Genomic DNA, 24,773 nt, shown 5'->3' with positions numbered 1-24,773 from the left:
AGTGCCAGCCACGGCGCCGGTATTCAAGGCGGCTATTCGCGCGCCCGCAGCACCCGCGCGGGCCGCGCCGACAGCGGGCGCCGGGCAAAGCCGAGCCCCGCGAGAAGCGTCGCCAGCACGCCGCCCGCGATGATCCCGAGTGCCGAGGACCAGATGACGCCGAATTCCGTCTCCATCAGGAAGGTGCTGACCGCCCAGCCACCGAGGATTCCCGCGCCCAGTGCCACCACCCCGGCGGCTGCGCCCAGCAGTGCCGAGCGCAGGGCAAAGCTTTGCAGGATGCGGGCACGGCTGGCGCCCAGGGTCTTCAGCACCGCCGCCTCATAGGTGCGTGCGCCCTCGCCCGCCGCCGCCGCGCCGATCAGCACCAGAAATCCGGTGAGCAGCGTCGCCGCAGCCCCCCAGCGGATGGCGCCCGCGATGCCTTCGAGCAGCACGCTCACCCGGTCGATGGCGTCGCGCACCCGGATGGCGGTGATATTGGGATAGGCCCCGGCCAGATCGCGCAGGATCTGCGCCTCGGCTTCCGGTTCGGCGTAGACGGTAGAGATGAAGGTATGCGGCGCGCCTTGCAGCGCGGCGGGGTTCAGCGTCATGACAAAGCCGATCCCGGCGGTGGAGAAATCCACGTCGCGAAAGCTGGTGATCGTCGCGGTGATGTCGCGGCCCAGCACGTTGAACGTGATCTCGTCGCCAAGCTTGAGGCCGATCTCCTCGGCCTCCTCGCGGGCAAAGCTGATCTGCGGCGGGCCGTCGTAATCCTCGGGCCACCATTCGCCCTCAGTGACGATGGTGCGGCTGTCGGGCTCTGCCGCATAGGTGATGCCCCGGTCGCCGCGCACCACCCAGTGATCGCCCGCCACCTCCTGCGCGTTCCGTCCGTTGATCTGCGTGATCACGCCGCGCAGCATCGGCGCGGTATCGACGCGGCTGACGGCGGGGTCGTCTTCCAGCCGGGCAAGATAGCCGTCGATCTGGTCGGGCTGGATATCGACAAAGAAATAAGACGGCGCCACCTCGGGCAGATCGCGGCTGATCGAGGCGCGCAGATTGCCGTCGATCTGGCCGATGGCGGCGAGCACCGAGAGGCCCAGCCCCAGCGACAGCACCACCGACGCGGCAGTTTCGCGCGGCCCGCCAATCGCCCCCAGCGCCCAGCGCCAGACCGGGCGGCCTCTGGCGGCGGGGGTGGCACGCCTTGCCAGCGCGCGGATGCCGGTGGCGGCAACGGCCAGAATGACCAGCGCGCAGAGGATGCCGCCCGCCGTCCACAGCGTGATGCGCGGATCGCCGGAGAACAGCGCGGCCACCGCCACAAGCAGCGCCAGCAGCAACAGCGTGGCGATGACATAGCGCGCCGCCGGCAGGGCGCGTGCGCTGTCCAGCGCGTCGCGGAAGAGGGCGGCGGCGCGCACCTCCTCGGTACGGGCCAGCGGCCAGAGGGTGAAGAGCAGCGCCGTCAGCACGCCATAGATGGCGGCCTCGGCCAGCGGCTCGGGGTAGAGGGTAAAGATCACCGGGATCGGCAGCGAGGCGGCGATGATCGGTGAAAACAGCACCGGGATCGCGGCGCCGAGGATCAGCCCCAGTGCGATGCCGACAAGGCTCAGCGCGCCGATTTGAATGAAATACGTGAGAAAGATCACCCGGCGGCTGGCACCCAGCGTGCGCAGTGTCGCAATGACCGAGGTCTTGCGCGCCAGATAGGCCCGCACCGCCGCCGAGACGCCGATGCCGCCCACCGCCAGCCCCGAAAGCCCCACGAGTACCAGAAACCCGCCCAGCCGGTCGACAAAGCGCGCAATGCCCGGCGCGCCGTTGCGGGCGTCGCGCCAGCGCACGCCGGTGCCCTCGAACTGCGTCTCGGCCTGGGCCTTGAGCGCGTCCATATCGCTGCCCTCGGGCACCAGCAGCCGGTATTCGGTTTCAAACAGCGAACCGGGTGCGAGCAGGCCCGAACCCTCCAGATCGGCGGTGCGCATCAGCGTGCGCGGCCCGAGGCCGAACCCGTCGCCGGCATCGTCGGGCTCGGTCACGATCACCGCGCTGAGGGTGAAGGGCTGCGTGCCCAGCCGGAACGTGTCGCCGGGGGAGAGCCCCAGCCGGTCGGCAAGAACCGGCGCCATCACCGCGCCGGGATGCTCCGCCCCGTCCAGCGCCTGCGCCAGTGGCATCGGCGGGTCGAGCTGCATCTGCCCCAGCAGCGGATAGGCATCGTCGACCGATTTCACCTGCGTCAGCCCGCGTTCGGGCCCGTCCGCGCCGTCGACCACCGCCATGGAGCGGAAATCGGTGACCTCGGACACGGCGGTCGAGATGCTCTCCAGCCAGGCGCGTTCTTCGTCATCGGCAAAACGATAGGTGAATTTCGCCTGCGCATCGCCGCCCAGCAGGATCGCGCCCTGATCGGCCAGCCCCGCCTGAATGGCCGAGCGCACCGAGCCGACCCCGGCAATCGCCGCGACGCCCAGCGCGAGGCAGGCCAGAAAGATACGAAAGCCACGCAGCCCTCCGCGCAGCTCGCGGCGGGCAAAGCGGGCAGCGATGCGCAGGCTCATTCGGCGGCCCTCGCCCGCGCTGCCTCGTCCACGCGCCCATCGGTCAGCCGGACCACCCGGTCGCAGCGCTGCGCCAGCGTGTTGGAATGGGTGACCAGCACCAGCGTCGCGCCATGCCGGTCGCGCAGCCCAAAGAGCAGATCCATGATCGCCGTGCCGTTGGCGCCATCGAGATTGCCCGTCGGTTCATCGGCCAGCAGAATATCCGGGCGCGGCGCCGAGGCGCGGGCCAGCGCCACACGCTGCTGTTCGCCGCCCGACATCTGCGCCGGATAGTGATCGGCGCGCTGCGCCAGCCCCACGGTCTCCAGCTCGGCGGCGGCGCGGTCAAAGGCATCCTTGTGGCCTGCCAGCTCCAGCGGCGTGGCGACATTTTCCAGCGCCGTCATGGTGGGGATGAGGTTGAAGCTCTGGAACACCACCCCCATGTGATCCCGGCGGAAGCGTGCCAGCCGGTCCTCGTTCATCGCGGTCAGATCCTGGCCCAGCACGTCGACGCTGCCGGTGGTGGCGTTTTCCAGCCCGCCCATGACCATGAGCAGAGAGGATTTGCCGCTGCCGGACGGCCCGATCAGCCCCAGCGTTTCGCCCTTGCCGACGCTCAGCGAGATCCCGTGCAGGATTTCCACCATTCCGGCATTGCCGCGCAGGCTGAGCGTGACATCTTTGAGAGCAATAACGGCATCGGGCATGAAGGAGCGTCCGGAACAATGATGAGTTCGCTTAGATATGGGGCCGCGGCCCGGCTCAACAAGGCGCTGGCGGCGCTCTTGCTGCTGTGCAGCGTGATGGCGGCGCCGGCCCGGGCGGACACGGTGCATCTCTTGGCGCTGGGCGACAGCCTGACGCAGGGCTATGGGCTCATCGAGCAGGACGGCTTTGTGCCGCAGCTGCGCGCCTGGCTGGCCGAGCGCGGCCACGATGTGCGGCTGGTCAATGGCGGCGTGTCGGGCGACACCACGGCGGGCGGGCTGTCGCGGGCCGAGTGGTCGCTGACGCCGGAGATCGAGGGCATGATCGTCACGCTGGGTGGCAACGACCTGCTGCGCGGGCTGCCGCCCGAGGTGGCGCGGACCAATATCGAGGGCATTCTCAAGATCGCGGCGGAAAAGGATGTCGAGGTGCTGCTGGTGGGCATGCAGGCGCCGGGCAATTACGGACCCGATTACAAGGCGGCGTTCGATGCGCTCTATCCGGAACTGGCCGAGGCCTATGACACGCTTTTCTTTCCGAGCTTTTTCGAGGGGATCACGCCGGATGGCGCGATGACGGCGGAGACGCGCGACCTGATGCAGCCTGACGGCATCCACCCCAATGCCGAGGGCGTGGCGCGGATCGTCGAGGCAATCGGCCCCTCGGTCGAGGCGCTGATCGCACGGATTTCCGAAAACGATTAGGCTCTGCGCCGGCCCGAACCGGCACGCCTCAGAGATCGTAGCGCTTCAGCATCTTGTCCACGACCTGCCCGTTGCCCATCACATAGCCTCTGATGACGCCGTAATCCTCGAAACCGCGTGACTGGTAATAAATCAGCCCGCCCTTGTTATCGGCGCGGATCTCGGCATTGATCCAGGCATAGCCCGCCACGCGCGCCGCCGCCTTTGTGGCCTCGAAGAGCTTCGAGCCGATGCCGAGCCCGGTCTTGCCGGCCCGCGCAAAGGTCGCGATCTGCCCCACCGTCGCGCCGTGATCGCGATGCGGTTCGATCCACTGGAACCCCATAAGCTGGCCGCCCGCATCCTCGGCCACATGCCAGATAGAGCGCGGATCGGCCTCCATCCGGCTTAGCAGATCCTCGCGGCTGACCGGATAGGTGATCGCTGTGGTGCCGCCGATCTCGATGATCTCGTTGAGCAGCTCGGCCATCGGGCGGGCGTCGAGCGGGCCGGCGCGGCGGGTTGTGATCGTCATGGCAGGCACTCCAGCAGGGCGGCATGGCGGGCGGTGAAATCGCGGCGCACGTCGACCGGCGGGCGCAGGTGGATGTCGAGCCCCTTGATCACCTCGGGCGCGGGCCGGCCAAAGAACTTGCTGGCCTCCGCCTCGGTGAAACCGGCGATCTGCGTGGCCTCCATCCAGGCCGAGACCAGATCGGCCTTCTTGATCTGTTTCTTCAGCCGCGCGGGCGTCAGGGCGGGCAGGCCGAAGCGGATATGGATCGCCGCCGAGAGCCGCTTGTCGAGCTCGCCATAGCTGGGGCCCACTGCCGCCTTCACCGGCGAGATCATGTCGCCGATCACATATTCGGGCGCATCGTGCAGCAGCGCGGTAAGCTGGTCCGCCGGTGTCGCGGAGGGGCAGAGCCGCGAGAACAGCGCCTCGACCAGCAGCGAATGCTCAGCCACGGAATAAGGAAAATCGCCCTCGGTCTGACCGTTCCAGCGGGCGACAAAGGCGAGCCCGTGGGCAATGTCCTCGATCTCGATATCCACCGGGGTCGGGTCGAGTAGGTCGAGCCGGCGGCCCGAGAGCATCCGTTGCCAGGCGCGGGGTTGGCGGGGCATGCGTGGTCCTTGGTCAGGGTGAACGTTCGGTGTGTTTCCTGACGGATTACGCCCTGATCGCGGGGCGAGGCAAGCGCCTGGCAGGCTTCTTATGGCCGATCCGGGCTCCCCTGTGCGCCGCGGCATCGCCTGCCGTACGGATTCGGGCCGAAGGGCACGCATCGCGATCGGCGGGGCGCCCGGCCTCTGGGCGACGATACGCCACAGACCGGTCGCGATTGCGAGACAACCAGGCAGTCCACCGGCAAATCCTGTTGGCAACAGGCGTTTTCCCGGCCCGCCAGATCCGCATTATTCACCGCTCGGCCCCGGAATTAGCGTTCTATTTGCTCAATATTTTGATCCACGTTGCTTGCCAAATGAAGGGATGCTACCCCGAAGCCAACCCAAAAATAGGAAGAACGGAGCGCCGCACATGGCACAGGACTATATTGTCAAAGACATCGCGCTGGCCGAGTTCGGCCGCAAAGAGCTGGATATCGCCGAAACCGAGATGCCGGGCCTGATGGCCTGCCGCGCCGAGTTCGGAAAGGACCAGCCGCTGAAAGGTGCGCGCATCGTCGGCTCGCTCCACATGACGATCCAGACCGCCTGCCTGATCGAGACGCTGGTGGCGCTGGGCGCCGATGTGCGCTGGGCGTCGTGCAATATCTTCTCCACCCAGGACCACGCGGCGGCGGCCATCGCGGCGGGCGGCACCCCGGTCTTTGCGGTCAAGGGGCAGAGCCTTGAGGAGCACTGGGATTATCTCGATAAGTCCTTCCAGTTCGAAGACGGGCCCAACATGATCCTCGACGATGGCGGCGACGCGACGCTCTATGTTTTGCTCGGTGCCCGCGCCGAGGCCGGCGAAGACATCATCCCGGTGCCGCAATCCGAGGAAGAAGAGGTCATCAAGGCGCAGATCAAGAAGCGGATGGAGGCAAGCCCCGGCTGGTTCACCAAGGTGCGCGACCAGATCAAGGGCGTCTCCGAGGAAACCACCACCGGCGTGCATCGTCTTTACGATCTGCACAAGAGCGGCCAGCTGCCCTTCCCGGCGATCAATGTGAACGACTCCGTCACCAAGTCGAAATTCGACAATAAATACGGCTGCAAGGAATCGCTGGTCGACGGCATCCGCCGCGCCACCGACGTGATGATGGCGGGCAAGGTTGCCGTGGTCTGCGGCTATGGCGATGTGGGCAAGGGCTCGGCTGCGTCGCTCGCGGGCGCCGGCGCCCGCGTCAAGGTGACCGAGGCCGACCCGATCTGCGCGCTTCAGGCGGCCATGGACGGGTTCGAGGTGGTGCGTCTGGAAGACGTGGTCGCCAGCGCCGACATCTTCATCACCACCACCGGCAACAAGGACGTGATCCGCATCGAGCATATGCGCGAGATGAAGGACATGGCCATCGTCGGCAATATCGGCCATTTCGACAACGAAATTCAGGTCGCGGCACTGAAGAACCACAAATGGACCAATATCAAGGACCAGGTGGACATGATCGAGATGCCCTCTGGCTCGCGTCTGATCCTGCTCTCCGAAGGCCGCCTGCTGAATCTCGGCAACGCCACCGGCCACCCGTCCTTTGTGATGTCGGCGTCGTTCACCAACCAGACGCTCGCGCAGATCGAGCTGTGGAAGAACGGCGAGAATTACGAGAACAAGGTCTATATCCTGCCCAAGCATCTCGATGAAAAGGTCGCGCGCCTGCATCTGGACCGTATCGGCGTGAAGCTGACGCAGCTTTCGCCCGAGCAGGCCGCCTATATCGGTGTCACGCCGGAAGGCCCGTTCAAGCCCGAGCATTACCGCTATTGATCGCTGCGGTGGGCGGATTGCCCACCCGGCAGGCATTCCGAAACGCCCCGTGCCCCGCGCGGGGCGTTTTGCCGATCCGTAAGGGCCGCTTTCGCCTTGCAGCCGGGTTTGCTGCGGCCCAGCATGCGCGCGAACGGAGGGACTGAGATGCGGATCATCATTCATGGGGTTGGCGCCATTGGCGGCGTCGTCGGCGCGGCGCTGGCACTGTCGGGACAGGAGGTGCTGGGCATCGCACGCGGGCGGATGCTCGACGCGATCCGGGACAAGGGCATTGCCCTCATCAGCGTCAACGGGCGCCAGGAGACCAGCTTTCCCTGTGTGGCGCACCCGTCCGAAATCGACTTCCGGCCCGACGATATCGTGCTGCTCTGCGTCAAGGGGCAGGACAGCGTCGCCGCGCTCGAAGCGCTGCGCGCGGCGGGGCTGCGCGATCAGGCGCTGTTCTGCTGTCAGAACGGCGTGGTGAACGAGCGCGTGGCACTGCGCTACTTCCCCAATGTGCATGGCGTGACTGTGATGCTGCCCGGCACCTATATCGAGCCCGGCGAGGTGATCACCCATGGTGCGCCCTGCTACGGGATGTTCGAGACCGGCCGCGTGCCGGGCGGCACCGATGCAGCGGATCTTGCGCTGAAGGAGGCACTGGAGCGCGCAAATATCGCCTGCTTCCCTTCCGAGGCGGTGATGGAGAGCAAATACGGCAAGCTGCTGCTGAATCTCGGCAATACGGTCGATGCGCTGCTACCGCAGGGCGCCGAGCAGGCACCGTTTACCAAGCGGCTGGTCGCCGAGGCCGAGACGGTGCTGCGCGCGGCGGGGATCGTCTGGCGCGATGTCGGCATGGGCGATCCGCGGCGCAACGAATTCATGCGGGTGGTGCCGCTGGAGGGCGCGGCGCGTGCCGGCAGCTCGACCCGGCAGAGCCTGGCGCGCGGCGCTGGCAGCGTCGAGACCGACTACCTCAATGGCGAGATCGCTCTGCTGGGCCGGCTGCACGGCGTGCCCGCGCCGCTCAACGCCCGCATGGCGGTGCTCGCGGCGGAGCTCGTGGCCGAAGGCAAGGGCGCGGGCGGCATGAGCACGAAGGAGCTCGAGGCGGCGCTGGCAGTGTGAAATCGGGCAAAGGTGGGCAGTATTGCCCACCCTACCGCTGCGCGGGCGGGGCGCCTCCGGCGGGAGTATTTGTTAGAAAGATGAAAGCAGGGGAAGGGTTTACGCGAACGACATGCGCGCGCCATCTCTCCGTTACCGGTGTGGGGTAGCAGCGGCGCATCCCACATACGGAAAAGGATGATCCGATGCGTCTTTCGCTCTGTGTTCTCGCCATGGTCGGCGCCGCCGCGCCCGCCCTGGCCGAAGAGGTCTTTCCCGCCACGCTCGCCGGCCACGCCTATCTGCCCGCGCTGTCGCTGGTCGAACCGCCCGCCGATGCGCCGCGCGATGCCTGGGTGTCGGGCAAGTTCACCGGCGGCGCCCGCAACGATGTGCCGATGAGCGTCATGGGCAATGTGGGCAAGGGCTATGGTGGTCACGAGACCGGATTGGCGCTGCCCTTCATCGGCCAGCCCGTGCAAGGCATGTCGGGGTTCGCCATGACGCCTGCCGCGGACGGCAGCTGGTACACGCTCACAGACAACGGCTTCGGCAACAAGCGCAACTCGCCCGATGCGCTGCTGTTTTTCCACCGCATGGCGCCGGATTTCGAGACCGGCACCGTTGAGCGTCGCGAGACAGTGTTTCTGCGCGATCCGGATCGCAAGGTGCCGTTCCGCATCGCCTATGAAGGCACCGAGAGCCGCTATCTGACCGGCGCCGATTTCGACACCGAGTCGATCCAGGTGCTGGGCGGTGAGGTTTTCATCGGCGACGAGTTCGGCCCTTACGTCATCCGCGCCGGCCTCGACGGGGTCGTGAAAGAGGTCTACGCCACGATGCTCGACGGGCAGGAGCTGCACGGGCCGGACACCTACAGCGTCTATGTGCCCGCCAGCGCCGGCAGCGATTTCCAGGTGCAGCGCTCGGGCGGCTATGAGGGCATGGCGCTTCAACCCGGCACGGATCTGCTCTGGGCGATGCTGGAAAAGCCCATCCTGCTCGACGGAGGCGAGACCGAGGGACCGTTCCTGCGCGTGATCCAGTTCGATCCGAAAGCGGGTGGCTGGACCGGCGAGAGTGTGAAATTCGCGCTTGCCGAAGGCGCCACCGCCATCGGTGATTTCAACTTCATCGACGAGACCCGCGCGCTGGTGATCGAGCGCGACAATGGCGAAGGCGACGCGGCGCTGGCCTGTGCCGAGGGTACCGCGGACACCTCCGCCTGCTATCCGCGCCCGGCGCTGGTGAAAAACATCGTGCTGGTGGATACCTCGGATGTGGATGCGGACGGTTATATGCGCCGCATCGGTCATATCGACCTGCTCGACATCGCCGATCCGGACGGCAAGGCCATCGCCGGTCTGGCGCCGGAAGCGGGCCCGTTCACCTTCCCGTTCTTCACCATCGAGGATGTGGTGCGGGTGGACGAGACTCACATTCTGGTCGCCAATGACAACAACCTGCCCTTCTCAGGCGGGCGCGAGATCGGCAAGGCCGCACATAACGAGTTCATCCTGCTCTCGGTACCGGAGCTGCTGGCTGCGGAATGAGACCGAAAAGGGTGGGCAGATTGCCCACCCTACTTTGCGCCAGAGCACTGTTCAAACCCGGTAGGGTGGGCAATCTGCCCAACCTTCGCTCATAGCCACATCAGGCGTAGCGCTTGATCTCGCCGGATTTCAGCCGCGAGCTGTAGCTCGTCAGCTCATCCTTCACGATGGGCATCAGGAAGTAGAGCCCGATGATATTGATCAGCGCCATGGCGAAGATCGAGGCATCCGAGAAGTCGATCACCGGCCCGAGATTCATTGCCGCCCCGATGATCACGAAGACGCAGAACAGCACCTTGAAGCTCAGCTCCTGCGCCTTGCCCTCGCCGAACATGTAGGTCCAGGCCTTGAGCCCGTAATAGCTCCACGAGATCATCGTCGAGAAGGCGAAGAGGATCACGGCGATGGCCAGCATATACGGGAACCACGAGATCGCCGAGCCGAAGGCCGCCGAGGTCAGCGCCACGCCCGAGACGTCGCCAACGGTTTCCACCCGGCCCAGGTCGGCGTTCCAGATGTAGTTGCCGGTCTCAGGGTCGATCTGCATCACCCCGGTGATGATGATCACCAGCGCGGTCATGGTGCAGATCACCACCGTGTCGATAAAGGGCTCCAGCAGCGACACGAAGCCCTCGGTGATTGGCTCCTTGGTCTTCACCGCCGAGTGCGCGATGGCCGCAGACCCGACGCCCGCCTCGTTCGAGAAGGCCGCGCGTTTGAAGCCCTGGATCAGCGCCCCAACCAGACCACCGGCCACGCCCGCGCCGGTAAAGGCACCGTCGAAGATCTGACCGAAGGCCCAGCCGATCTGGTCGGCATTCATCAGTATCACGATCAGCGCCGTGCCGACATAAAGCACACCCATGAAGGGCACGATCTTTTCCGTCACCTGCGCGATGCTCTTCAGACCGCCGATGATCACCGCGAAGACGATGGCGGCAAAGACCACGCCGGTGATCCAGCCGGGATAATCGCCGACGATATTGGTGATTTGCGCATGGGCCTGATTGGCCTGGAACATATTGCCGCCACCCAGCGCGCCAAAGACGCAGAAGATCGAGAAGATGATCGCCAGCACCTTGCCCAGCCCGGCAAAGCCGCGCTGCTCCATCCCCTTGTTGAGGTAATACATCGGCCCGCCCGAGACCGAGCCGTCGTCGTATTCGTTGCGGAATTTCACGCCGAGCGTGCATTCGGTAAATTTCGATGCCATGCCCATCAGGCCTGCGAGGATCATCCAGAAGGTCGCGCCCGGCCCGCCGATGGAAACGGCCACCGCGACGCCCGCGATGTTGCCGAGGCCCACCGTACCCGAAAGCGCCGTGGCAAGCGCCTGGAAATGGCTGACCTCGCCGGCATCGTCCGGGTCGGAATATTTGCCCGAGACCAGCGCGATGGAATGCGGGAAGGCGCGGAATTGCACGAAGGCGAAATAGAGGGTGAAGATTGTCGCTGCGATCACCAGCCAGAGCACGATCCATGGAAAGGAGGTGCCGGGAAAGGGTGAGAAGATAAAGCTCACGAAGGGGCCGGTGACGGCGCCGACGACATTGTTGATGGTTTCGTCAATGGATTGTGCCTGCGCGGCGGCGCCCGAAAGCGCAAAGCCGGACGCCAGGGCCAGGGTTTTTCGATCAAACATTCCGGTACTCTCCTACGCTCAGGGGACGATGACGGTGGGGACGGGGGCGATCTGGGCAAGCCCCAGAGGCACCGAGCCGAACACCCGCGCCGCCATGGCATTGGCGCCGGAGCGGCCCACGAAGATCACCGAGGCGCCGGCCTTCTTGGTCTCTTCCACGATCAGCTCGACCACCTGGCCGTAGCGGATCAGCCCGTCGGCGGTGACGCCTTCCGCCTCGCATTTGGCGAGCGCGGGTGCCATGACCGTTTCGTTGGCGCGGGCCAGTTCCTGTTTCCGGCGGCCGTGCCGTTCTTCCAGCTCCTGCGGCGTAAGAAAGGAGTATGGCGACCATTCGAGGATATGGACGAGCAGCAATCTCGCCCCCTCCGCCTTGGCGCGCGCGATGGCGTAATCGAGCACACCGGGATCTTCCGGGTCGCCTTCATACGCAACGACGAATGTCTCTGAACTCATCTGGACTGTCCCCGTTATTATTGTTCCTAACCATTCCGCAGGCAGGATTGATGCCCGAGGAATGCACCAATGCTCCGCGATGCCCTGCGGGGCTGTCACGAAAATTTTGTAAATTCGGCTGAAATTGGCCGTTTCGGTCGCGGGTTTTGCTCTGGTCGGCGAAAAAATGGAGAGAATTAGCTCTTTTTATCCTGAACTGCGGCGGTAAAGTGCCTGTGATCGCGGGGGATGGACACCTGCGTGGCAACGGTGCGGGCGCCTGCCTGCGGGAATTGGGAGAACGGACAAATGGGCAAGAGAGACGAGCTGATCGCGAAATACGCCGAGGATCTGAGCGGCAAGTGTGGCATGGAACCGGACATGGACCTGCTGACCAAGGTGACCATCGGCTGCGGCCCAGCGATCTACAATGACGACGCGTCGACCGTCGCCGCCACGCAGGAGGGCGAGCTCGAAACGGTCAAGACCAACTTCCTGATGAAAAAGCTGGGCCTCGCGGATGGGCCAGAGCTGATGGATGCGATCAATTCGGTGATCGAAACCTATGGCCGCTCCGAGCGCAATAAATACCGCGCCGTGGTGTATTACATGCTGGTGAAGCATTTCGGCAAAGAATCGATCTACGTCTGAACGGAATTGTCGAAACGATTGAAAACGCCTGGGATTAACCGGGCGTTTCTTTTTTGGCATGGCCTTTTAGGGATTTCTCTTTTGCGCGGCGTGGATCGCAGGCCTATAAAGGGTGGATGGCCAGAACGGCCGGAACCGGATCGAACCGTGTGCTGTGTGGGAGCAGCGATGGGGTGAGAACGGGGTCCGGCACAGGCCGGGCCCCTCCAATCCTGAGATGCAATAGTCTGCCGGCTCTGCCGCACGGCGTCAGGGATCGACCCCCGCCATTTCGCAGACGATACGCCATTCCTCTTCGGTCACCGGCTGCACCGAGAGGCGTGCGCTGCGCACCAACGCCATCTCCGACAGGCGCGGCTCGGATTTGATCCGGTCCAGCGTCACCGGCGTCTTCACCGGCATCATCGCCTTGATGTCCACGCATTCCCAGCGCGGATCGTCGGCCTTGCTGTCGGGATGCGCCTCGGCGATCACCTCGACGATGCCGACCACCGATTTTTCGGTTTGCGAGTGATAAAAGAACCCCCGGTCGCCCACCGCCATCTGACGCATGAAGTTCCGCGCCTGGTAGTTGCGGACGCCGTCCCATTCCTCGCCCGCATCGCCTTTGGCCACCTGGTCCTGCCAGGACCAGGTCGAGGGTTCGGATTTGAACAGCCAATAGGCCATCAGACGACCTTCTTCCACGCCGCCAGCTCGACGCTCTCAAAGAGCCCGGCCTTGGCATAGGGATCGTTTTCCGCCCAGCCCTGGGCCGCGTCCATATCGGCCACGTCGAGGACTACCAGACTGCCGGCCATTTCGCCGGCATCGTCCAGAAGTGGGCCGGCCTGCGACACGACGCCGGTCGCCTTGATATAGGCGAGATGTTCCTCGCGAGTGTCCTTGCGGATCTGAAGGGCGCCGGGTTTGTCCTTGGCGATAAGAGCGACGAGCATGGTTATTCCTCCTTGAGTGGTCGTGAAAGCAGATCCTGCAACACCTCGGCCACCGTGGCGCGCTGTTCGACCAGCGCGGCGACGGCGGTGGAGACGGGCAGGGAGAGAAACTCTGTCTGCGCAATCGCGGTGACCGCGCGGGCGGTGGCGGCGCCTTCGACGGTGACAGTGGCGTCAAAGCTTTCGCCGCGTCCCAGCGACTGGCCGAAGCGGTAGTTGCGCGACAGTTCCGACGTGCAGGTCAGCGCCAGATCCCCGAGCCCCGAGAGCCCGGCCAGCGTTTCCGGCTGCGCGCCGTAATGCACCGCAAAGCGGGTCATCTCGGCAAAGCCGCGCGTCATCAGCGCGGCGCGGGCACTGTCGCCAAGGCCCGCACCGATGCAGGCGCCGCAGGCGATGGCCATAACGTTTTTCAGCGCGCCGCCAAGCTCGGCCCCGGCGACATCGGTGCTGCGGTAAAGCCGCAGGGATGGCGTGGAAAGCTGATGCTGCAACGCGTGCCCGATCCCGGCATCGGCGCAAGCGAGCGTCAGCGCGGTCGGCAGTCCGCGCGCGATATCGGCGGCAAAGCTGGGGCCGGTGAGCACGGCGGGCACTGCCTGCGGTTTCGCTTCAGCGATCACATGCGAGGGGCCGGTGCCGGTGCCTAGGTCGATGCCCTTGCAGCAGGCGACAAGGCGCTGCCCGTTCAGTGGTGCTGAGATGTCGTGCAGCAGCGCGGAGAGCGTCTGCATGGGAACGGCGAGCAGCAGGGTCTGCGCCCGCGAAACCGTCTCTAGATCGGCGGAGATCATGATTTCGGGCGGCAAAACGATGCCCGGCAAGCGCGGCGCCTCGCGGGTGTCGCGCATCCGCGCCATGGTCTCGGCATTGCGGCCCCAGAGCGTCACGGTCTGCCCGGCAGAGGCCAGCGCGACGGCCAGAGCGGTGCCGAAGGCGCCGGCGCCGAGGATGGCGACGCTCATGCCTTGGCCCCCTTCTTGCCCGAACCGAGCAAAGGGGCGGCGGCGCGGTCGAGCGGCCAGCGCGGGCGGGCGGCGAGCGTCATGTCGGCGGTCTCGCCCGCCGCCAGCAGCTCGGACCCGGCATAGGCGATCATCGCGGCATTGTCGGTGCAGAGCGCCAGCGGCGGGGCGGTGAAGCGCACGCCGACTTCCGCGCAAAGCGTCTCTAACGCCGCCCGGATCGCCTTGTTCGCGGCGACGCCGCCGGCGATGGCAAAGGCGGGCACGGCGGGGCTTTCGGCGAGATAGAGCGCCAGAGCGCGGCGGGTTTTCTCGCGCAGCACGTCACGCACGGCGGCCTGGAACCCGGCGCAGAGATCGGCGCGGTCGGCCTCGTGCAGCCCGCCCTGTTCGGCCACCAGCTTGTCGCGGGTGCGCAGAAGCGCAGTTTTCAGACCGGAAAAGCTCAGATCGCAGCCGGGGCGGTCGAGCAGCGGGCGGGGAAAGGCGAAACGGGTCTCATCGGCCTCTTTCGAGGCTTCTTCGACCGATGGCCCGCCCGGCTGCGGCAGGCCCAAAAGCCGCGCGGTCTTGTCGAAGGCCTCGCCCGGCGCGTCGTCGATGGTGCCGCCGAGCCGGGTGAACTCCTGCGGCCCGCGCGCGATCAGGAACTGGCAATGCCCGCCGGAGACCAGCAGCATCAGATAGGGATAGACCAGCCCATCGGTGAGGCGCGGCGTCAGCGCGTGGCCGGCAAGGTGGTTCACCCCCACCAGCGGCTTGCCCAGCCCCGTCGCCAGCCCCTTGGCCAGCATCACGCCCGACAGCACCCCGCCGATCAGCCCCGGCCCGGCAGTTACCGCCACCGCGTCGAGATCGGCCAGCGTGACGCCGGCGCGCGACACAGCCTCCTCCACCGCGAGGTCGAGCTTTTCCGCATGGGCGCGGGCGGCGATCTCGGGCACCACGCCGCCGAAAGCCGCGTGCAGCTCGGTCTGGCCCATGACCACCGAGGACAGGATCTCGCGCCCGCGCAGAACCGCGGCGGCGGTGTCGTCGCAGCTGCTTTCCAGCCCGAGGATGAGGGGATCCGGCATCGGCACGTCCGTTGCAAAGCGTTCCCCATGCAGCTACCACCTGCGCAATCACCCCACAATCCCGGAGCGTCCATGGCCCCGCCCCCGCCGATCCTGCTGCTGACCCGCCCCGAGCCGGCGTCGCGGCGGTTTCTGGCGGAGATCGAGGCGCAGGGCATCACGGGCTTCGGAACGGTGATCAGCCCGCTCATTGGCATCGAGACCACCGGGCCGCTGCCGGAGATGGCCGGCATCCGGGGCGCGATCTTTACCTCCGCCAATGGCGTGCGCGCCTATCGTGCGCTTGGCGGGCCGGTGCTGCCGCGCTGTTACACCGTGGGCGAGACGACGGCGCGCGCGGCGGCAGAGGCCGGGTTTGCGCCGAAAAGCGCCGGCGGCAATGCCGGCGATCTGGTCGCGATGATCGCGGCGGAGGCACCGGAGGGCCCGCTGCTGCATCTGCGCGGCACCCATTCGCGCGGGCAGGTGGCCGAGCGGCTGTGCCAGACGGGTGTGGCGACGCGCGAGGCGGTGATCTACGATCAGCCTGCACAGGAATTGAGCGCAGAGGCGAAAGCGGCGCTCGATGGCGAGACCCCTGTGATTCTTCCCCTTTTCTCGGCGCGCAGCGCAGCCCAGTTTGCCAAGGCACCGCCGGGCCGCGCGCCGCTTATCGTCGCAGCGATGAGCGGGGATGTGTCAGCGGCGCTAGAGGCGCTATATGTGACTCGATTGGAAATTCCAGCGCGACCGGACGCGGCGCATATGCGCGCGGTCGTGATTGGTTTACTCAGAGACAGCGGGGCGCTTGTGCAGCCTCACGGGTCTGTGAAAGGTTAGACAGGCACGGCAGCGTGCCGGGCAAGAATTTGAAAGGGTGGAGCGTGGCCGACGAGAAAAAGCCAGTGGACGGCACCGAGGACAACGCCGAGACGGACGCGGCGAAGAGCCCCGAGACCGAGCTGACACCGGAGACGGTGCCGGACGCGGTGGTGACCGAAGAGGGCGAGACCGACGCCCCGGATACCAGCGAAGAGGCCAGCGAGGATACGGTCGCGGAAGACGAGCCCGACGAGACGGCTGCGGACGAGACGCCGGATGATGCCGACGAGGAGGCAAAGGCCGAAAGCGCCGAAGCGACGGGCCAGACCGAAGAGGTCGCCGACACCCCCGAAGAGGACGGCCAGATCCATTCGGTCGGCGAGGCGGTGGCGCTCGACGAAGAGACCGAGGAGGCCCGGCCTGACCCCGATCCGGAACCCGCAGCGGCGGAACCGGCGCCGCCCCCCGCGCCTGTGGTTCAGGAGAAGGTGGTCGAGCGCAAGGGCGGCTTTTTCCCGATGCTGCTGGGCGGCGTGGTCGCCGCCGCACTCGGCTATGGCGTCTCCGCCTATCAGAGTGGCACGCTGCCGTTCCTGAGCACCGCCGAGGAGGACACGTTCGAGGCCGACACACAGGCGGCGCTCGACAGTCAGGCCAGCGAGATCGAGGCGCTGAAGGGCTCCGTCCAGGCGGCGAATGACGCGGTCGCTGGCGTCGACCTGTCTGGGCTGGAAAGCTCGGTCTCCGATCTCGGCGCGCGGCTCGACAGCGTTGCGGGCGAGATTGAGGGACTGTCTGGCCGGATCGGCACGCTCGACACCCGGCTCGAAGAGATGGAGAAACGCCCGGTGGCCGAAACCGTGCCGCCCGAGGCCATCGCCGCCTATGAGCGCGAGCTGGAAAGCGTCCGCGAGGCCATTGCCACGCAGCGCCAGGAGGTCGAGGAAATGACCCGCCAGGCGCTGGAGGCCGAATCCAACGCCGAGGATCAGGCCGCGCTGTCGCAGGCCCGCGCGGCGCTCTCCACCGTGATGTCGGCGCTGACCGACGGGGCGCCCTATGCCGATGCGCTGGCCGAGATCGAGGCGAACGGCACGGCGATCCCCGAAGCATTGAGCGCCCCCGCCGCCGATGGCGTGCCGACGCTCGCCGCGCTGACCGAAGCCTACCCGCCCGCCGCCCGCGAGGCGCTTTCGGCGGCCCGGCGGAGCGAGGCGCAGGAGGAGAGCGGCACGGGCCGTTTCGCCACCTTCCTCGCCGATCAGCTTGGCGCGCGCTCGGTCACCGCGCGCGAGGGCGACAGCCCCGACGCGGTGCTGTCGCGGGCCGAGGCGGCGCTGCGTGGCGGCGATCTCGGTCAGACTCTGTCCGAGCTGGAGGCCCTGCCGGATCAGGCGAAGGCACCGCTTTCGGACTGGATCGCCGCGGCCACCGCCCGGCGTGACGCTGTTGCCGCGGCCGAGGCCGTGGCGCAGGATTTGAACAAGGAATAAGGGTCGCAACATGCTTTGGTCACTTCTGAAGATCACTCTCTTCGTCGCCGTGGTGGCGGCCCTGACCCTTGGCGCCGGCTACATCATGGAAAGCTCCGGCGGCATCCAGATCACCGCCGGCGGCTACGAGTTCAACCTCGGACCGCTGCAATCGGTGATCGGCGTCATCGTGCTGATCGTCCTGCTCTATGTGGTGTTCAAGCTGGTCTCGCTGCTGATCGCGGTGCTGAAATTCATCAATGGCGACGACACGGCGCTGTCGCGCTACTTCGACCGCAACCGCGAGCGCAAGGGCTATCAGGCGCTCTCCGAAGGGCTGCTGGCGCTGGCCTCGGGCGAGGGCAAGCTGGCCATGGCCAAGGCGCAGAAGGCCGACCGCTATCTGCACAAGCCCGCGCTCACCAACCTGCTGACCGCGCAGGCCGCCGAGATGACCGGCGACACCCGCAAGGCCGAAGAGGTCTACAAGCGGCTCATCACCAATGACGAGACGCGCTTTGTCGGCATCCGGGGCATGATGAAGCAGAAGCTCGCCAGGGGCGACACCGAGACGGCGCTGAAACTCGCCGAGCGGGCCTTTGCGCTGAAGCCCAAACATCCCGAGATCCAGGACACGCTGCTGCGGCTCCAGGCCGAGAAACACGACTGGCGCGGCGCGCGTCAGACGCTCTCGGCCAAGCTCAAGCATGGCGCCCTGCCCCGCGATGTCTACAAGCGGCGCGACGCGGTGCTGGCGCTGAGCCAGGCCAAGGACATCCTCGCCGAGGACAAGCCCATCGAGGCGCGCGAGGCGGCCATCGCCTCGGCCAAGGGCTCGCCGGATCTGATCCCGGCGGCGTCGATGGCGGCGCGCTCCTATATCGCGCAGCAGCGGCCCAAGCTGGCGGTGCGCCTGCTGAAAAAGGCCTGGAGCGTGCAGCCGCATCCCGATCTTGCCGCCGCCTTTGCCGAGATCGCGCCGGAGGAAACCCCGGTGGAGCGGCTCAAGCGCTTCCGCACGCTGACCTCGATCAAGCCCGATCACCGCGAAACGCGGCTGCTGCGCGCCGAGCTGGCGCTTGCGGCAGAGGATTTCCCCGAGGCGCGCCGCGCGGTGGGCGATCTGGTCGAGAAAGAGCCCGATGCGCGAGTGCTGACCGTCATGGCGGCGATTGCCCGCGGCGAGGGCGCCGGCGAGGCCGAGGTGCGCGGCTGGCTGGCCAAGGCGCTGGTGGCGCCGCGCGGCCCGCAATGGGTCTGCGACAACTGCCACCAGATCCACGGCGAATGGATGCCGGTCTGTGACAATTGCGGCGGCTTCGACACGCTGAGCTGGACCGTGCCGCCGCAATCGGATGCCGCCCCTCCGGGCGCCGAGATGCTGCCGCTGATCGTCGGCGCCATCGAGGACAAATCCGAAGAGGAGGCCGCGGCCCGGGAAGCCGAAGCCGCCCCCGAGGTGCTCGACCCCAACCCGCCGACCGAGGCGGGAGAGGCCGCTGCCGAGGCCACGGAGCCGCCGGTGGAAGATGCCGAGGAGGTCGCGGACGAACCTGCGAAAGAGGGGGCAAAATAGCCCTTTCCTACGGGCGGCCCCGGTGCTAAGAGGCCGCCCACCAGTGCCGGTGTAGCTCAGCTGGTAGAGCACGTCATTCGTAATGATGGGGTCGGGGGTTCGAGTCCCTTCACCGGCACCACTAAGATCAGACAATGATCTCATACGGTTATCGCGGCGTTTCGCCCTTCTGAACTGTATTGTTCTCGGCGCAGGCGATAAGATCCATCTGCAACGGATCCGGCACCTGTGCTTTTTCCGTTGGCGCTGTACGCTGCCGCCGCTCTATCGACCGACAGCCTCCGCCGATGCAAGCCAACGCGTCACGGCCGGATGCATCGCCCGCAACGGGCGCTCCTCTGCGGGCGGTGCCATACCTGACAGCTTGTGATTGCACCTCTGGCACGGCCTATCTTCGCAGAGTTGAACCTTCGCCGGTCAAAAGGTATACGATCTGTTAACCTTGTGCTATCACTGCAACATTTCCGTCACCGATGCCTCGTCAGGGCGGAATTCCGCCTCCTCCGCTAGGCAGATTTTGCGACGTCTGGTAGAAGGTTGATCATAATAAAAAACGAGTAGGGTATTCGGGCACATGAGAACGGGCTTTCGGGGCACGTTCGTCATTTCCTGGTCGCAGACGAGTATTGATGGGCTTGAGGCCGCACCTCTGTCCTCTCTTCATGCGGGGGTGGCATGGTCGTGGCGCGGCGAGGCCGTTCGCGTGGACGGCCCTTCGAGGCTGCTTGAGCTGCAACAGGGTGATGGCGAAACGAATCTCCGCATGCGGGCCGCGCATATGGTGCGGCGACTGATCGGCGCAGCGGTAAAAAACACGACGCAGCTCGACGAGGTCGATGCAGCGCATCCGATGTCGGACACCACCTTCGTGGCGACCGACGGGGCACAGAGCTATACCGTCACGGTGATCGATGTCGATGGCGCGGCGCGGCCGCTGCTGATGTTCCTCGACGAGATACCGCCCGCGGGCGTCGATCTATGGGTGGTACATGCCAGCCTGTCGCCCTCGGTGAAGCATGCGAACGCGGAACAGACGGGCGGCGTGATCTGTTTCACACCGGGCACCAGCATCCTCACCCCCACTGGGCCGGTTCCGGTGGAAACGCTGCGCGAGGGCGACAGGGTACAGACCCGGGACAATGGCGCGCAGGAGGTGCAATGGATCGGCAGCCGCCGGATGAGCGGCGCGCGGCTCTTTGCGATGCCGATGCTGCGGCCGATCCGGTTTCGCGCCGGGGCGCTGGGTCTCGACCGCCCGGATGCGGATTTCCTCGTCTCTCCGGAACACCGCATGCTGCTCACCGGGCCGGTTGCGCAGGCGCTGTTCAACACCCCAGAGGTGCTGATCGCCGCCAGGGATCTGGTCAATGGCGAGACGGTGCAGCGCGATGTGACTGTACGCGAGGTGACCTATATCCACCTGATGTTGCCGCGCCATGAGGTGCTGTTCGCCAATGGCGTCGGCTCGGAGAGCTTTCACCCATCGAACACGGCGCTCTCTACGATCAGCGCGCACGACCGCGCCCGGCTTCTGCGCATGATGCCGCGGATCAAGGACGATCCGCACAGCTATGGCGGCTATGCCCGGCGCAACCTGTCGGCCTCGGAAGCGGCGATCCTGATGCACGAGGCGGCCTGAGGCCGCCAAAAGAGCCGGGCGGTGGGCAGAATTGCCCACCCTACGCGGGCCGGCGGTGTCGCGTTATTCGCGGATTTCGTCGGGGGCCACGCCCCAGAGCGCGGTCTTGCGGGCCCAGCCGTCATAGCCCCCGGCGCTCAGCTCGCACCAGTCGGCACTGCAATCGCCCAGACGCGCAATCACGCCGAGCGCCAGCTTGGCGGTCACCGGCATGCCGTCGCCGGCGCGGCTGTGCAGCTCCAGCATATCCTGCTCGACCAGCACCGTGCGCACCCCCGAGAGCAGCGAATAATGCACCCAGCCGCCGGCGCCGTCGGCATCGCGCACCCGGCGCCAATGGCCATGCTCGGCGATGATCTCCAGCGGCATGTCGCGGCGCTTGTAGATCCAGTCGATACGGTGGGTAAGAGAAGGGCCGCGGCGGACATTGCCCTCGGCGGCCTTGAGCGAAACATAGCGCGGAAGCGGCAGGTTGGTGACCGGCCCGCGCTCGTCGGTGGCGCCCCAAGCGTCGCCCGCCAGAAGGGCCGCAACCAGCCCCGCGATCAAAGCGGATTTCCTCATTTCGATGTCCTGCCCGCGTTTTTTCCGCGGGGTTCTTGTGCCCCGCACGCTCATAAGACACTGTGCCATTCAGGACGAGCGATGGAAAGGGAGGGAAGGCGCGCCATGCCTCAGAAACGCCTGAGTGTTGTCGTGACGCGACGCTTGCCGGAAGCGGTCGAAACCCGGCTCAGCGAGCTGTTCGACGTGACCCTGCGCGAGGACGACACGCCGATGACCCGTGCCCAGCTGGCCGAGGCCATGGCGGATGCCGACGTGCTGGTGCCCACGATCACCGACCAGATCGACGCGGGCCTGATCGGCCAGGCGGGCGAGCGGCTGAAGCTCATCGCGAATTACGGTGCCGGGATCGACCATATCGACGTTGAAACAGCCCGGCGGCGTGGCATCCTCGTCTCGAACACGCCCGGGGTAATGACAGACGACACTGCCGATATGGTGATGGCGCTGATGCTGGCCGTGACGCGGCGGATCCAGGAGGGTCTGCTGGTGATGCAGGCCGGCGAATGGCAGGGCTGGGCGCCCACCGCTTTTCTCGGCACCCGGCTGGGCGGCAAGCGGCTGGGCATTCTCGGCATGGGCCGCATCGGCCAGGCGGTGGCGAAACGCGCACAGTCCTTCGGCATGCAGATCCATTACCACAACCGCCGCCGTCTGCGCCCCGAGACCGAAGAGGCGCTTGAGGCGACCTGGTGGGAAAGCCTCGACCAGATGGTCGCGCGGATGGACGTCATCTCGGTGAACTGCCCGCACACGCCCTCGACATTCCATCTGCTCAACGCGCGGCGGCTGCGGTTGCTGAAGCCCTCCGCCGTGATCGTCAACACGTCGCGCGGCGAGGTGATCGACGAGAGCGCGCTGACGCGGATGCTGAAGGCGGGCGAGATCGCGGGCGCCGGGCTCGACGTCTATCAGCACGGTATCAAGGGCAATCCCGATCTGGTGAACATGTCCAATGTGGTGATGCTGCCGCATATGGGGTCTGCCACGATCGAGGGCCGGATCGAGATGGGCGAAAAGGTGCTGCTGAACGTCAAGACCTTTGCCGACGGTCACCGCCCGCCGGATCAGGTCTTGCCGGCGATGCTGTAAGCGCGGGCGGTCAGATCCGCCCGAGCGCGGCGGCCCCGGCCATGAGCGCGGTTTCCAGCCGCCCCTGCCGGTGCAGCCCCAGCTTCTGCCAACCCGCGAGCACCCCAACCCCCTTGCGCCGGCGCAGCGCCGCAAAATCCCTGAGAATGGCGCGGTTTTCCTCGGTCAGCAGGTGCTGGTTGCGCTGGAGCGCCACGAGGTTGCGGGTGATCCAGTGGTGATATTTTCCCTCCCAGATCGTGCCGAACCTGGCATAGCGGGCGACAAGCCCTCGGTTCCGGCCGAGCTGCTGATGATGGTGCTGCCGGTAGAACAGGGTCGGCTGCCGGTCATAAAGAATGGCACCGCCCGCGCCCGCGATGAGCTGATAAAACCACCAGTCATGGAAAGCGGGCAGCGGCTCGGTACCGGCGGCGCGGGTCAAGGCAGCGGCAGAGGGCGACATCACCATCGTGTTGCCGCCCGCCACCGTCTGGATAAGCGCATTGCGAAACGAGGGCGGGCGCGGCCAGAGCGGCGAGGTGCCGAGCGGTTTCTCCGGCACCTCGCCGACCTCGGTGCGCGAGCAATAGAGCGCGGGAGTCGGGCCGGCCCTTTCCAGATGGTCGAGCGCGCGGCGCAGCCGGTGCGGAAACCAGATATCGTCCTGATCGCAGAAGGCGACATGTCCCTCGGGCAGTTCGGGATGACAGAGCAGCGACAGGAAATTCCCCGCCACCCCACGGCGCGGCCCGTCGAACACCCGCACCGTTTGCGGAACCGACCGGGAAAAGGTGGCGAGCATCGCGCGCGTTCCGTCGGTCGAACCGTCGTCGCCGACCCAGAGCTGCCAGTCACGGTGGCTCTGCCGGGCAATTGACGCAAGCTGCTCGCCCAGATGCGCCTCGCCATTGCGCGTTCCCATCAAGATCGTGATCTGCGTCATGATTGCCCCGGCCAAAGACTGGCGTGTTGCTTTCTCCGCGCCGCCCGGAAGCCGGACGGGCTTGCGCAGGGCCCTGTTAATACCTCTTTGCCGGCGACGTAAATCATGCCGTGCCCGTTCGTCATTCAATCCGTGGCGGAAACGTGCCTGTTCAGCGCCGGGGACGCCGCGCAACGCTCCGTAAACCGCATCATCCTCCCGGTGCCCCGTTTCGGCAAGCCCGTTCTTGCGCCCGGCCCCTGCATGACAAGCCGGATGGTTTTTCCGAAAAGCCTCGGTAGATGCCACCGAAGAGCCGCTTTTTCATCCGGCAGCCCGACACCCCGCCGCCGCATCCTGCGGCAACGTACTGTCTTTTGTGCTGAAAATGTGGGTGTGTCACAGTGAGCGACAATAATAATGAGCTGCGTGCGGATCGGCACGCGAACCAGGCGGCATCCGGTGTCGCCGAGGCAGAGAATGACGGGTTTCCCGTCTCAGAGACCGGTTCGATCCAGACTTATGGCCTTTCCGTCGGAGCGGCTTTGACCGGGAGTATGACGCAGGAACAGCATCTCGCCCTTATCGACATGCAAGCGCAGGCCGCGTGGATGGTCGGGCAATATGGCGATATAGCCGCGCCGGATCCGGGTTTCGCGGCGACTCCCATGGGTATCGCCGGCTGGTCCACGATGGATGGAGCCGATCTCCGCGACGCGGTCGCGGAGGCGTCTTTCGGCGACCTGCTCTTTACCGGGCGCCGGATGGCGGGCCTGTCCTCGATGAAATTTGAAGGCGACGGCAGCGTCCGCAACCTGCGCAATGCAGCGGTCAGCCTCGGTCATTTCGTCGAGCTGGAGATTACTGAGGATTTCGAGGAGGATTTCCTGGAAAACGCCGGTGAGAATGGCATCGACCTGCCGGTCTGGCGACTACCGACCGAGGCAAGCTTTTTCGACACGGACAGCGCCGCACTCGGAGTGAATCTCGATGGTCCGATGATGGTGACCGTGGTCAAGGGCGTGCCATTTGTGGTCGGCGGGGATATGGCGGGCAATGCCTTTGCCACCCTGACCTCCGGTGCACCCTATCCGCTTAGCGCGACCGATCGGCTGTTGCACGGAATAGACACCGGCGTCGATACGCAGGACATGGCCTATGGTGGCGCACCGTCGCTGCATACCCAGGCGGCGAACAGCGAGGCAATCCAGCCGGATACCGGGCATATGGCCATGCAGACCCTGGGTATTTTCGAAGACGAGGCCTCGGACAGCTTTCAGTTCCGATCCGTTGAAGAGCGTGCGCCGATGGCGGGAATTCCGACATCGGCTGACCTGCCGGAACCGGTCACGACCGGCAACCCGCTGGACGGTCACGCTCTTGCACATACTCCATATCATGCCGACGATGCAGCCGCCCTGGAAACCGCGTCGCTCGACCTCGACCATCAGGCCATAGCGCCGGATCCGGGCGATCTGCCGGTCTGAGCGCAATTCCCCGCGCG

Annotated in this window: 23 protein-coding genes and 1 tRNA gene; 12 read left to right on the top strand and 12 right to left on the bottom strand. The window is 66.1% G+C overall.

The window, feature by feature from the left end; genetic code table 11:
• Positions 1-32 precede the first annotated feature (32 nt).
• Positions 33-2,558, bottom strand: coding sequence for an ABC transporter permease (locus tag I6N89_RS02585; protein ID WP_207016652.1), 2,526 nt, complete (start codon positions 2,556-2,558; stop codon positions 33-35).
• Entirely contained in the window at positions 2,555-3,250 is a 696-nt protein-coding gene (locus tag I6N89_RS02580; protein WP_207016651.1) for an ABC transporter ATP-binding protein, read from the bottom strand. Before I6N89_RS02580 ends, I6N89_RS02585 begins: the two co-directional genes overlap by 4 nt.
• Before the next feature lie 18 nt (positions 3,251-3,268).
• Here I6N89_RS02580 and I6N89_RS02575 point away from each other — a divergent pair, with 18 nt between their 5' ends.
• Positions 3,269-3,955 carry an arylesterase gene (locus I6N89_RS02575; RefSeq protein WP_207016650.1) on the top strand — a complete coding sequence of 229 codons (687 nt, stop codon included), beginning with the start codon at positions 3,269-3,271 and terminating at the stop codon, positions 3,953-3,955.
• A 28-nt stretch (positions 3,956-3,983) separates the two neighbouring features.
• Here I6N89_RS02575 and I6N89_RS02570 read toward each other — a convergent pair whose 3' ends face one another.
• Both I6N89_RS02570 and I6N89_RS02565 read right to left on the bottom strand, forming a co-directional pair.
• Positions 3,984-4,469 (bottom strand): GNAT family N-acetyltransferase, encoded by a 486-nt coding sequence (locus I6N89_RS02570; RefSeq protein ID WP_207016649.1) that lies wholly within the window; start codon positions 4,467-4,469, stop codon positions 3,984-3,986.
• On the bottom strand, positions 4,466-5,062 hold the full coding sequence (locus I6N89_RS02565; protein ID WP_207016648.1) for an HD domain-containing protein: 597 nt from the start codon (positions 5,060-5,062) through the stop codon (positions 4,466-4,468). The genes I6N89_RS02570 and I6N89_RS02565 overlap by 4 nt, the downstream gene beginning before the upstream one ends.
• A gap of 415 nt (positions 5,063-5,477) precedes the next feature.
• Between I6N89_RS02565 and ahcY the strand changes: the two genes are divergently transcribed.
• From ahcY to I6N89_RS02550, 3 genes are all read left to right on the top strand, one after another.
• Positions 5,478-6,866, top strand: a complete 1,389-nt coding sequence (gene ahcY, locus I6N89_RS02560) for an adenosylhomocysteinase (RefSeq protein WP_207016647.1) — start codon at positions 5,478-5,480, stop codon at positions 6,864-6,866.
• A 147-nt stretch (positions 6,867-7,013) separates the two neighbouring features.
• A complete protein-coding gene (locus I6N89_RS02555) occupies positions 7,014-7,982 on the top strand; it encodes a ketopantoate reductase family protein (RefSeq protein WP_207016646.1) in 969 nt (322 codons plus the stop codon).
• 185 nt (positions 7,983-8,167) lie between these two features.
• The gene (locus tag I6N89_RS02550) at positions 8,168-9,514 is read left to right on the top strand and encodes an esterase-like activity of phytase family protein (RefSeq protein ID WP_207016645.1); all 1,347 of its coding nucleotides are present in this window, start codon (positions 8,168-8,170) and stop codon (positions 9,512-9,514) included.
• 100 nt (positions 9,515-9,614) lie between these two features.
• Here the strand turns inward: I6N89_RS02550 and I6N89_RS02545 are convergent, their stop codons facing one another.
• Both I6N89_RS02545 and I6N89_RS02540 read right to left on the bottom strand, forming a co-directional pair.
• A complete protein-coding gene (locus tag I6N89_RS02545) occupies positions 9,615-11,156 on the bottom strand; it encodes an alanine/glycine:cation symporter family protein (RefSeq protein ID WP_207016644.1) in 1,542 nt (513 codons plus the stop codon).
• 18 nt (positions 11,157-11,174) lie between these two features.
• The gene (locus I6N89_RS02540) at positions 11,175-11,612 is read right to left on the bottom strand and encodes a universal stress protein (protein WP_207016643.1); all 438 of its coding nucleotides are present in this window, start codon (positions 11,610-11,612) and stop codon (positions 11,175-11,177) included.
• A 288-nt stretch (positions 11,613-11,900) separates the two neighbouring features.
• Between I6N89_RS02540 and I6N89_RS02535 the strand changes: the two genes are divergently transcribed.
• On the top strand, positions 11,901-12,242 hold the full coding sequence (locus I6N89_RS02535) for a DUF2853 family protein (RefSeq protein ID WP_207016642.1): 342 nt from the start codon (positions 11,901-11,903) through the stop codon (positions 12,240-12,242).
• A 249-nt stretch (positions 12,243-12,491) separates the two neighbouring features.
• On the opposite strand, the gene I6N89_RS02530 is transcribed toward I6N89_RS02535, so the two are convergent.
• The 4 genes from I6N89_RS02530 to tsaD are packed head-to-tail and all read right to left on the bottom strand — an operon-like array spanning position 12,492 to position 15,221.
• Positions 12,492-12,911 (bottom strand): EVE domain-containing protein, encoded by a 420-nt coding sequence (locus I6N89_RS02530; protein ID WP_207016641.1) that lies wholly within the window; start codon positions 12,909-12,911, stop codon positions 12,492-12,494.
• Positions 12,911-13,180: a YciI family protein gene (locus I6N89_RS02525; protein ID WP_207016640.1), complete on the bottom strand. Its 270-nt coding sequence runs from the start codon at positions 13,178-13,180 to the stop codon at positions 12,911-12,913. The genes I6N89_RS02530 and I6N89_RS02525 overlap by 1 nt, the downstream gene beginning before the upstream one ends.
• Positions 13,181-13,182: 2 nt before the next feature.
• Positions 13,183-14,145 carry an NAD(P)H-dependent glycerol-3-phosphate dehydrogenase gene (locus I6N89_RS02520; protein ID WP_207016639.1) on the bottom strand — a complete coding sequence of 321 codons (963 nt, stop codon included), beginning with the start codon at positions 14,143-14,145 and terminating at the stop codon, positions 13,183-13,185.
• A complete protein-coding gene (tsaD, locus tag I6N89_RS02515) occupies positions 14,142-15,221 on the bottom strand; it encodes a tRNA (adenosine(37)-N6)-threonylcarbamoyltransferase complex transferase subunit TsaD (protein WP_207016638.1) in 1,080 nt (359 codons plus the stop codon). Before tsaD ends, I6N89_RS02520 begins: the two co-directional genes overlap by 4 nt.
• 72 nt (positions 15,222-15,293) lie before the next feature.
• On the opposite strand from tsaD, the gene I6N89_RS02510 reads away from it, so the two are divergent.
• From I6N89_RS02510 to I6N89_RS02490, 5 genes are all read left to right on the top strand, one after another.
• Entirely contained in the window at positions 15,294-16,040 is a 747-nt protein-coding gene (locus tag I6N89_RS02510) for a uroporphyrinogen-III synthase (RefSeq protein WP_207016637.1), read from the top strand.
• Between the two features lie 44 nt (positions 16,041-16,084).
• Positions 16,085-17,515 (top strand): COG4223 family protein, encoded by a 1,431-nt coding sequence (locus I6N89_RS02505; protein ID WP_207016636.1) that lies wholly within the window; start codon positions 16,085-16,087, stop codon positions 17,513-17,515.
• A 10-nt stretch (positions 17,516-17,525) separates the two neighbouring features.
• Positions 17,526-19,070, top strand: a complete 1,545-nt coding sequence (locus I6N89_RS02500) for a heme biosynthesis protein HemY (protein WP_207016635.1) — start codon at positions 17,526-17,528, stop codon at positions 19,068-19,070.
• 45 nt (positions 19,071-19,115) lie between these two features.
• Positions 19,116-19,191, top strand: a tRNA-Thr gene (locus tag I6N89_RS02495).
• A 453-nt stretch (positions 19,192-19,644) separates the two neighbouring features.
• Positions 19,645-20,709, top strand: a complete 1,065-nt coding sequence (locus I6N89_RS02490) for a Hint domain-containing protein (RefSeq protein ID WP_207016634.1) — start codon at positions 19,645-19,647, stop codon at positions 20,707-20,709.
• Between the two features lie 63 nt (positions 20,710-20,772).
• Here the strand turns inward: I6N89_RS02490 and I6N89_RS02485 are convergent, their stop codons facing one another.
• A complete protein-coding gene (locus I6N89_RS02485) occupies positions 20,773-21,273 on the bottom strand; it encodes an SH3 domain-containing protein (protein ID WP_207016633.1) in 501 nt (166 codons plus the stop codon).
• A gap of 105 nt (positions 21,274-21,378) precedes the next feature.
• Here I6N89_RS02485 and I6N89_RS02480 point away from each other — a divergent pair, with 105 nt between their 5' ends.
• Positions 21,379-22,365, top strand: coding sequence for a 2-hydroxyacid dehydrogenase (locus tag I6N89_RS02480; RefSeq protein WP_207016632.1), 987 nt, complete (start codon positions 21,379-21,381; stop codon positions 22,363-22,365).
• A gap of 10 nt (positions 22,366-22,375) precedes the next feature.
• Here I6N89_RS02480 and I6N89_RS02475 read toward each other — a convergent pair whose 3' ends face one another.
• Complete coding sequence (locus I6N89_RS02475) at positions 22,376-23,290, bottom strand: glycosyltransferase (protein ID WP_207016631.1); 915 nt, start codon at positions 23,288-23,290, stop codon at positions 22,376-22,378.
• Positions 23,291-23,673: 383 nt separating this feature from the next.
• On the opposite strand from I6N89_RS02475, the gene I6N89_RS02470 reads away from it, so the two are divergent.
• Positions 23,674-24,756, top strand: a complete 1,083-nt coding sequence (locus tag I6N89_RS02470) for a hypothetical protein (protein WP_207016630.1) — start codon at positions 23,674-23,676, stop codon at positions 24,754-24,756.
• The last annotated feature ends 17 nt before the right edge of the window (positions 24,757-24,773 follow it).

It is taken from the genome of Salipiger abyssi (assembly GCF_017311415.1).
GTDB lineage: Bacteria > Pseudomonadota > Alphaproteobacteria > Rhodobacterales > Rhodobacteraceae > Salipiger > Salipiger abyssi_A.
The sequence above is the reverse complement of the archived record's forward strand: the minus strand, read 5'-3'. Positions and strand labels throughout refer to the sequence as shown.

Excerpts from the sequence above, each read along its gene's own strand:
- I6N89_RS02575 (WP_207016650.1), top strand. The coding sequence starts at position 3,269 with ATGATGAGTTCGCTTAGATATGGGGCCGCGGCCCGGCTCAACAAGGCG.
- I6N89_RS02500 (WP_207016635.1), top strand. The coding sequence starts at position 17,526 with ATGCTTTGGTCACTTCTGAAGATCACTCTCTTCGTCGCCGTGGTGGCG.
- I6N89_RS02555 (WP_207016646.1), top strand. The coding sequence starts at position 7,014 with ATGCGGATCATCATTCATGGGGTTGGCGCCATTGGCGGCGTCGTCGGC.
- I6N89_RS02510 (WP_207016637.1), top strand. The coding sequence starts at position 15,294 with ATGGCCCCGCCCCCGCCGATCCTGCTGCTGACCCGCCCCGAGCCGGCG.
- I6N89_RS02580 (WP_207016651.1), bottom strand. The coding sequence starts at position 3,250 with ATGCCCGATGCCGTTATTGCTCTCAAAGATGTCACGCTCAGCCTGCGC.
- ahcY (WP_207016647.1), top strand. The coding sequence starts at position 5,478 with ATGGCACAGGACTATATTGTCAAAGACATCGCGCTGGCCGAGTTCGGC.
- I6N89_RS02535 (WP_207016642.1), top strand. The coding sequence starts at position 11,901 with ATGGGCAAGAGAGACGAGCTGATCGCGAAATACGCCGAGGATCTGAGC.
- I6N89_RS02525 (WP_207016640.1), bottom strand. The coding sequence starts at position 13,180 with ATGCTCGTCGCTCTTATCGCCAAGGACAAACCCGGCGCCCTTCAGATC.
- I6N89_RS02550 (WP_207016645.1), top strand. The coding sequence starts at position 8,168 with ATGCGTCTTTCGCTCTGTGTTCTCGCCATGGTCGGCGCCGCCGCGCCC.
- I6N89_RS02530 (WP_207016641.1), bottom strand. The coding sequence starts at position 12,911 with ATGGCCTATTGGCTGTTCAAATCCGAACCCTCGACCTGGTCCTGGCAG.
- I6N89_RS02585 (WP_207016652.1), bottom strand. The coding sequence starts at position 2,558 with ATGAGCCTGCGCATCGCTGCCCGCTTTGCCCGCCGCGAGCTGCGCGGA.
- I6N89_RS02540 (WP_207016643.1), bottom strand. The coding sequence starts at position 11,612 with ATGAGTTCAGAGACATTCGTCGTTGCGTATGAAGGCGACCCGGAAGAT.
- I6N89_RS02545 (WP_207016644.1), bottom strand. The coding sequence starts at position 11,156 with ATGTTTGATCGAAAAACCCTGGCCCTGGCGTCCGGCTTTGCGCTTTCG.
- I6N89_RS02480 (WP_207016632.1), top strand. The coding sequence starts at position 21,379 with ATGCCTCAGAAACGCCTGAGTGTTGTCGTGACGCGACGCTTGCCGGAA.
- I6N89_RS02565 (WP_207016648.1), bottom strand. The coding sequence starts at position 5,062 with ATGCCCCGCCAACCCCGCGCCTGGCAACGGATGCTCTCGGGCCGCCGG.
- I6N89_RS02520 (WP_207016639.1), bottom strand. The coding sequence starts at position 14,145 with ATGAGCGTCGCCATCCTCGGCGCCGGCGCCTTCGGCACCGCTCTGGCC.
- I6N89_RS02485 (WP_207016633.1), bottom strand. The coding sequence starts at position 21,273 with ATGAGGAAATCCGCTTTGATCGCGGGGCTGGTTGCGGCCCTTCTGGCG.
- I6N89_RS02490 (WP_207016634.1), top strand. The coding sequence starts at position 19,645 with ATGAGAACGGGCTTTCGGGGCACGTTCGTCATTTCCTGGTCGCAGACG.
- I6N89_RS02475 (WP_207016631.1), bottom strand. The coding sequence starts at position 23,290 with ATGACGCAGATCACGATCTTGATGGGAACGCGCAATGGCGAGGCGCAT.
- I6N89_RS02570 (WP_207016649.1), bottom strand. The coding sequence starts at position 4,469 with ATGACGATCACAACCCGCCGCGCCGGCCCGCTCGACGCCCGCCCGATG.
- tsaD (WP_207016638.1), bottom strand. The coding sequence starts at position 15,221 with ATGCCGGATCCCCTCATCCTCGGGCTGGAAAGCAGCTGCGACGACACC.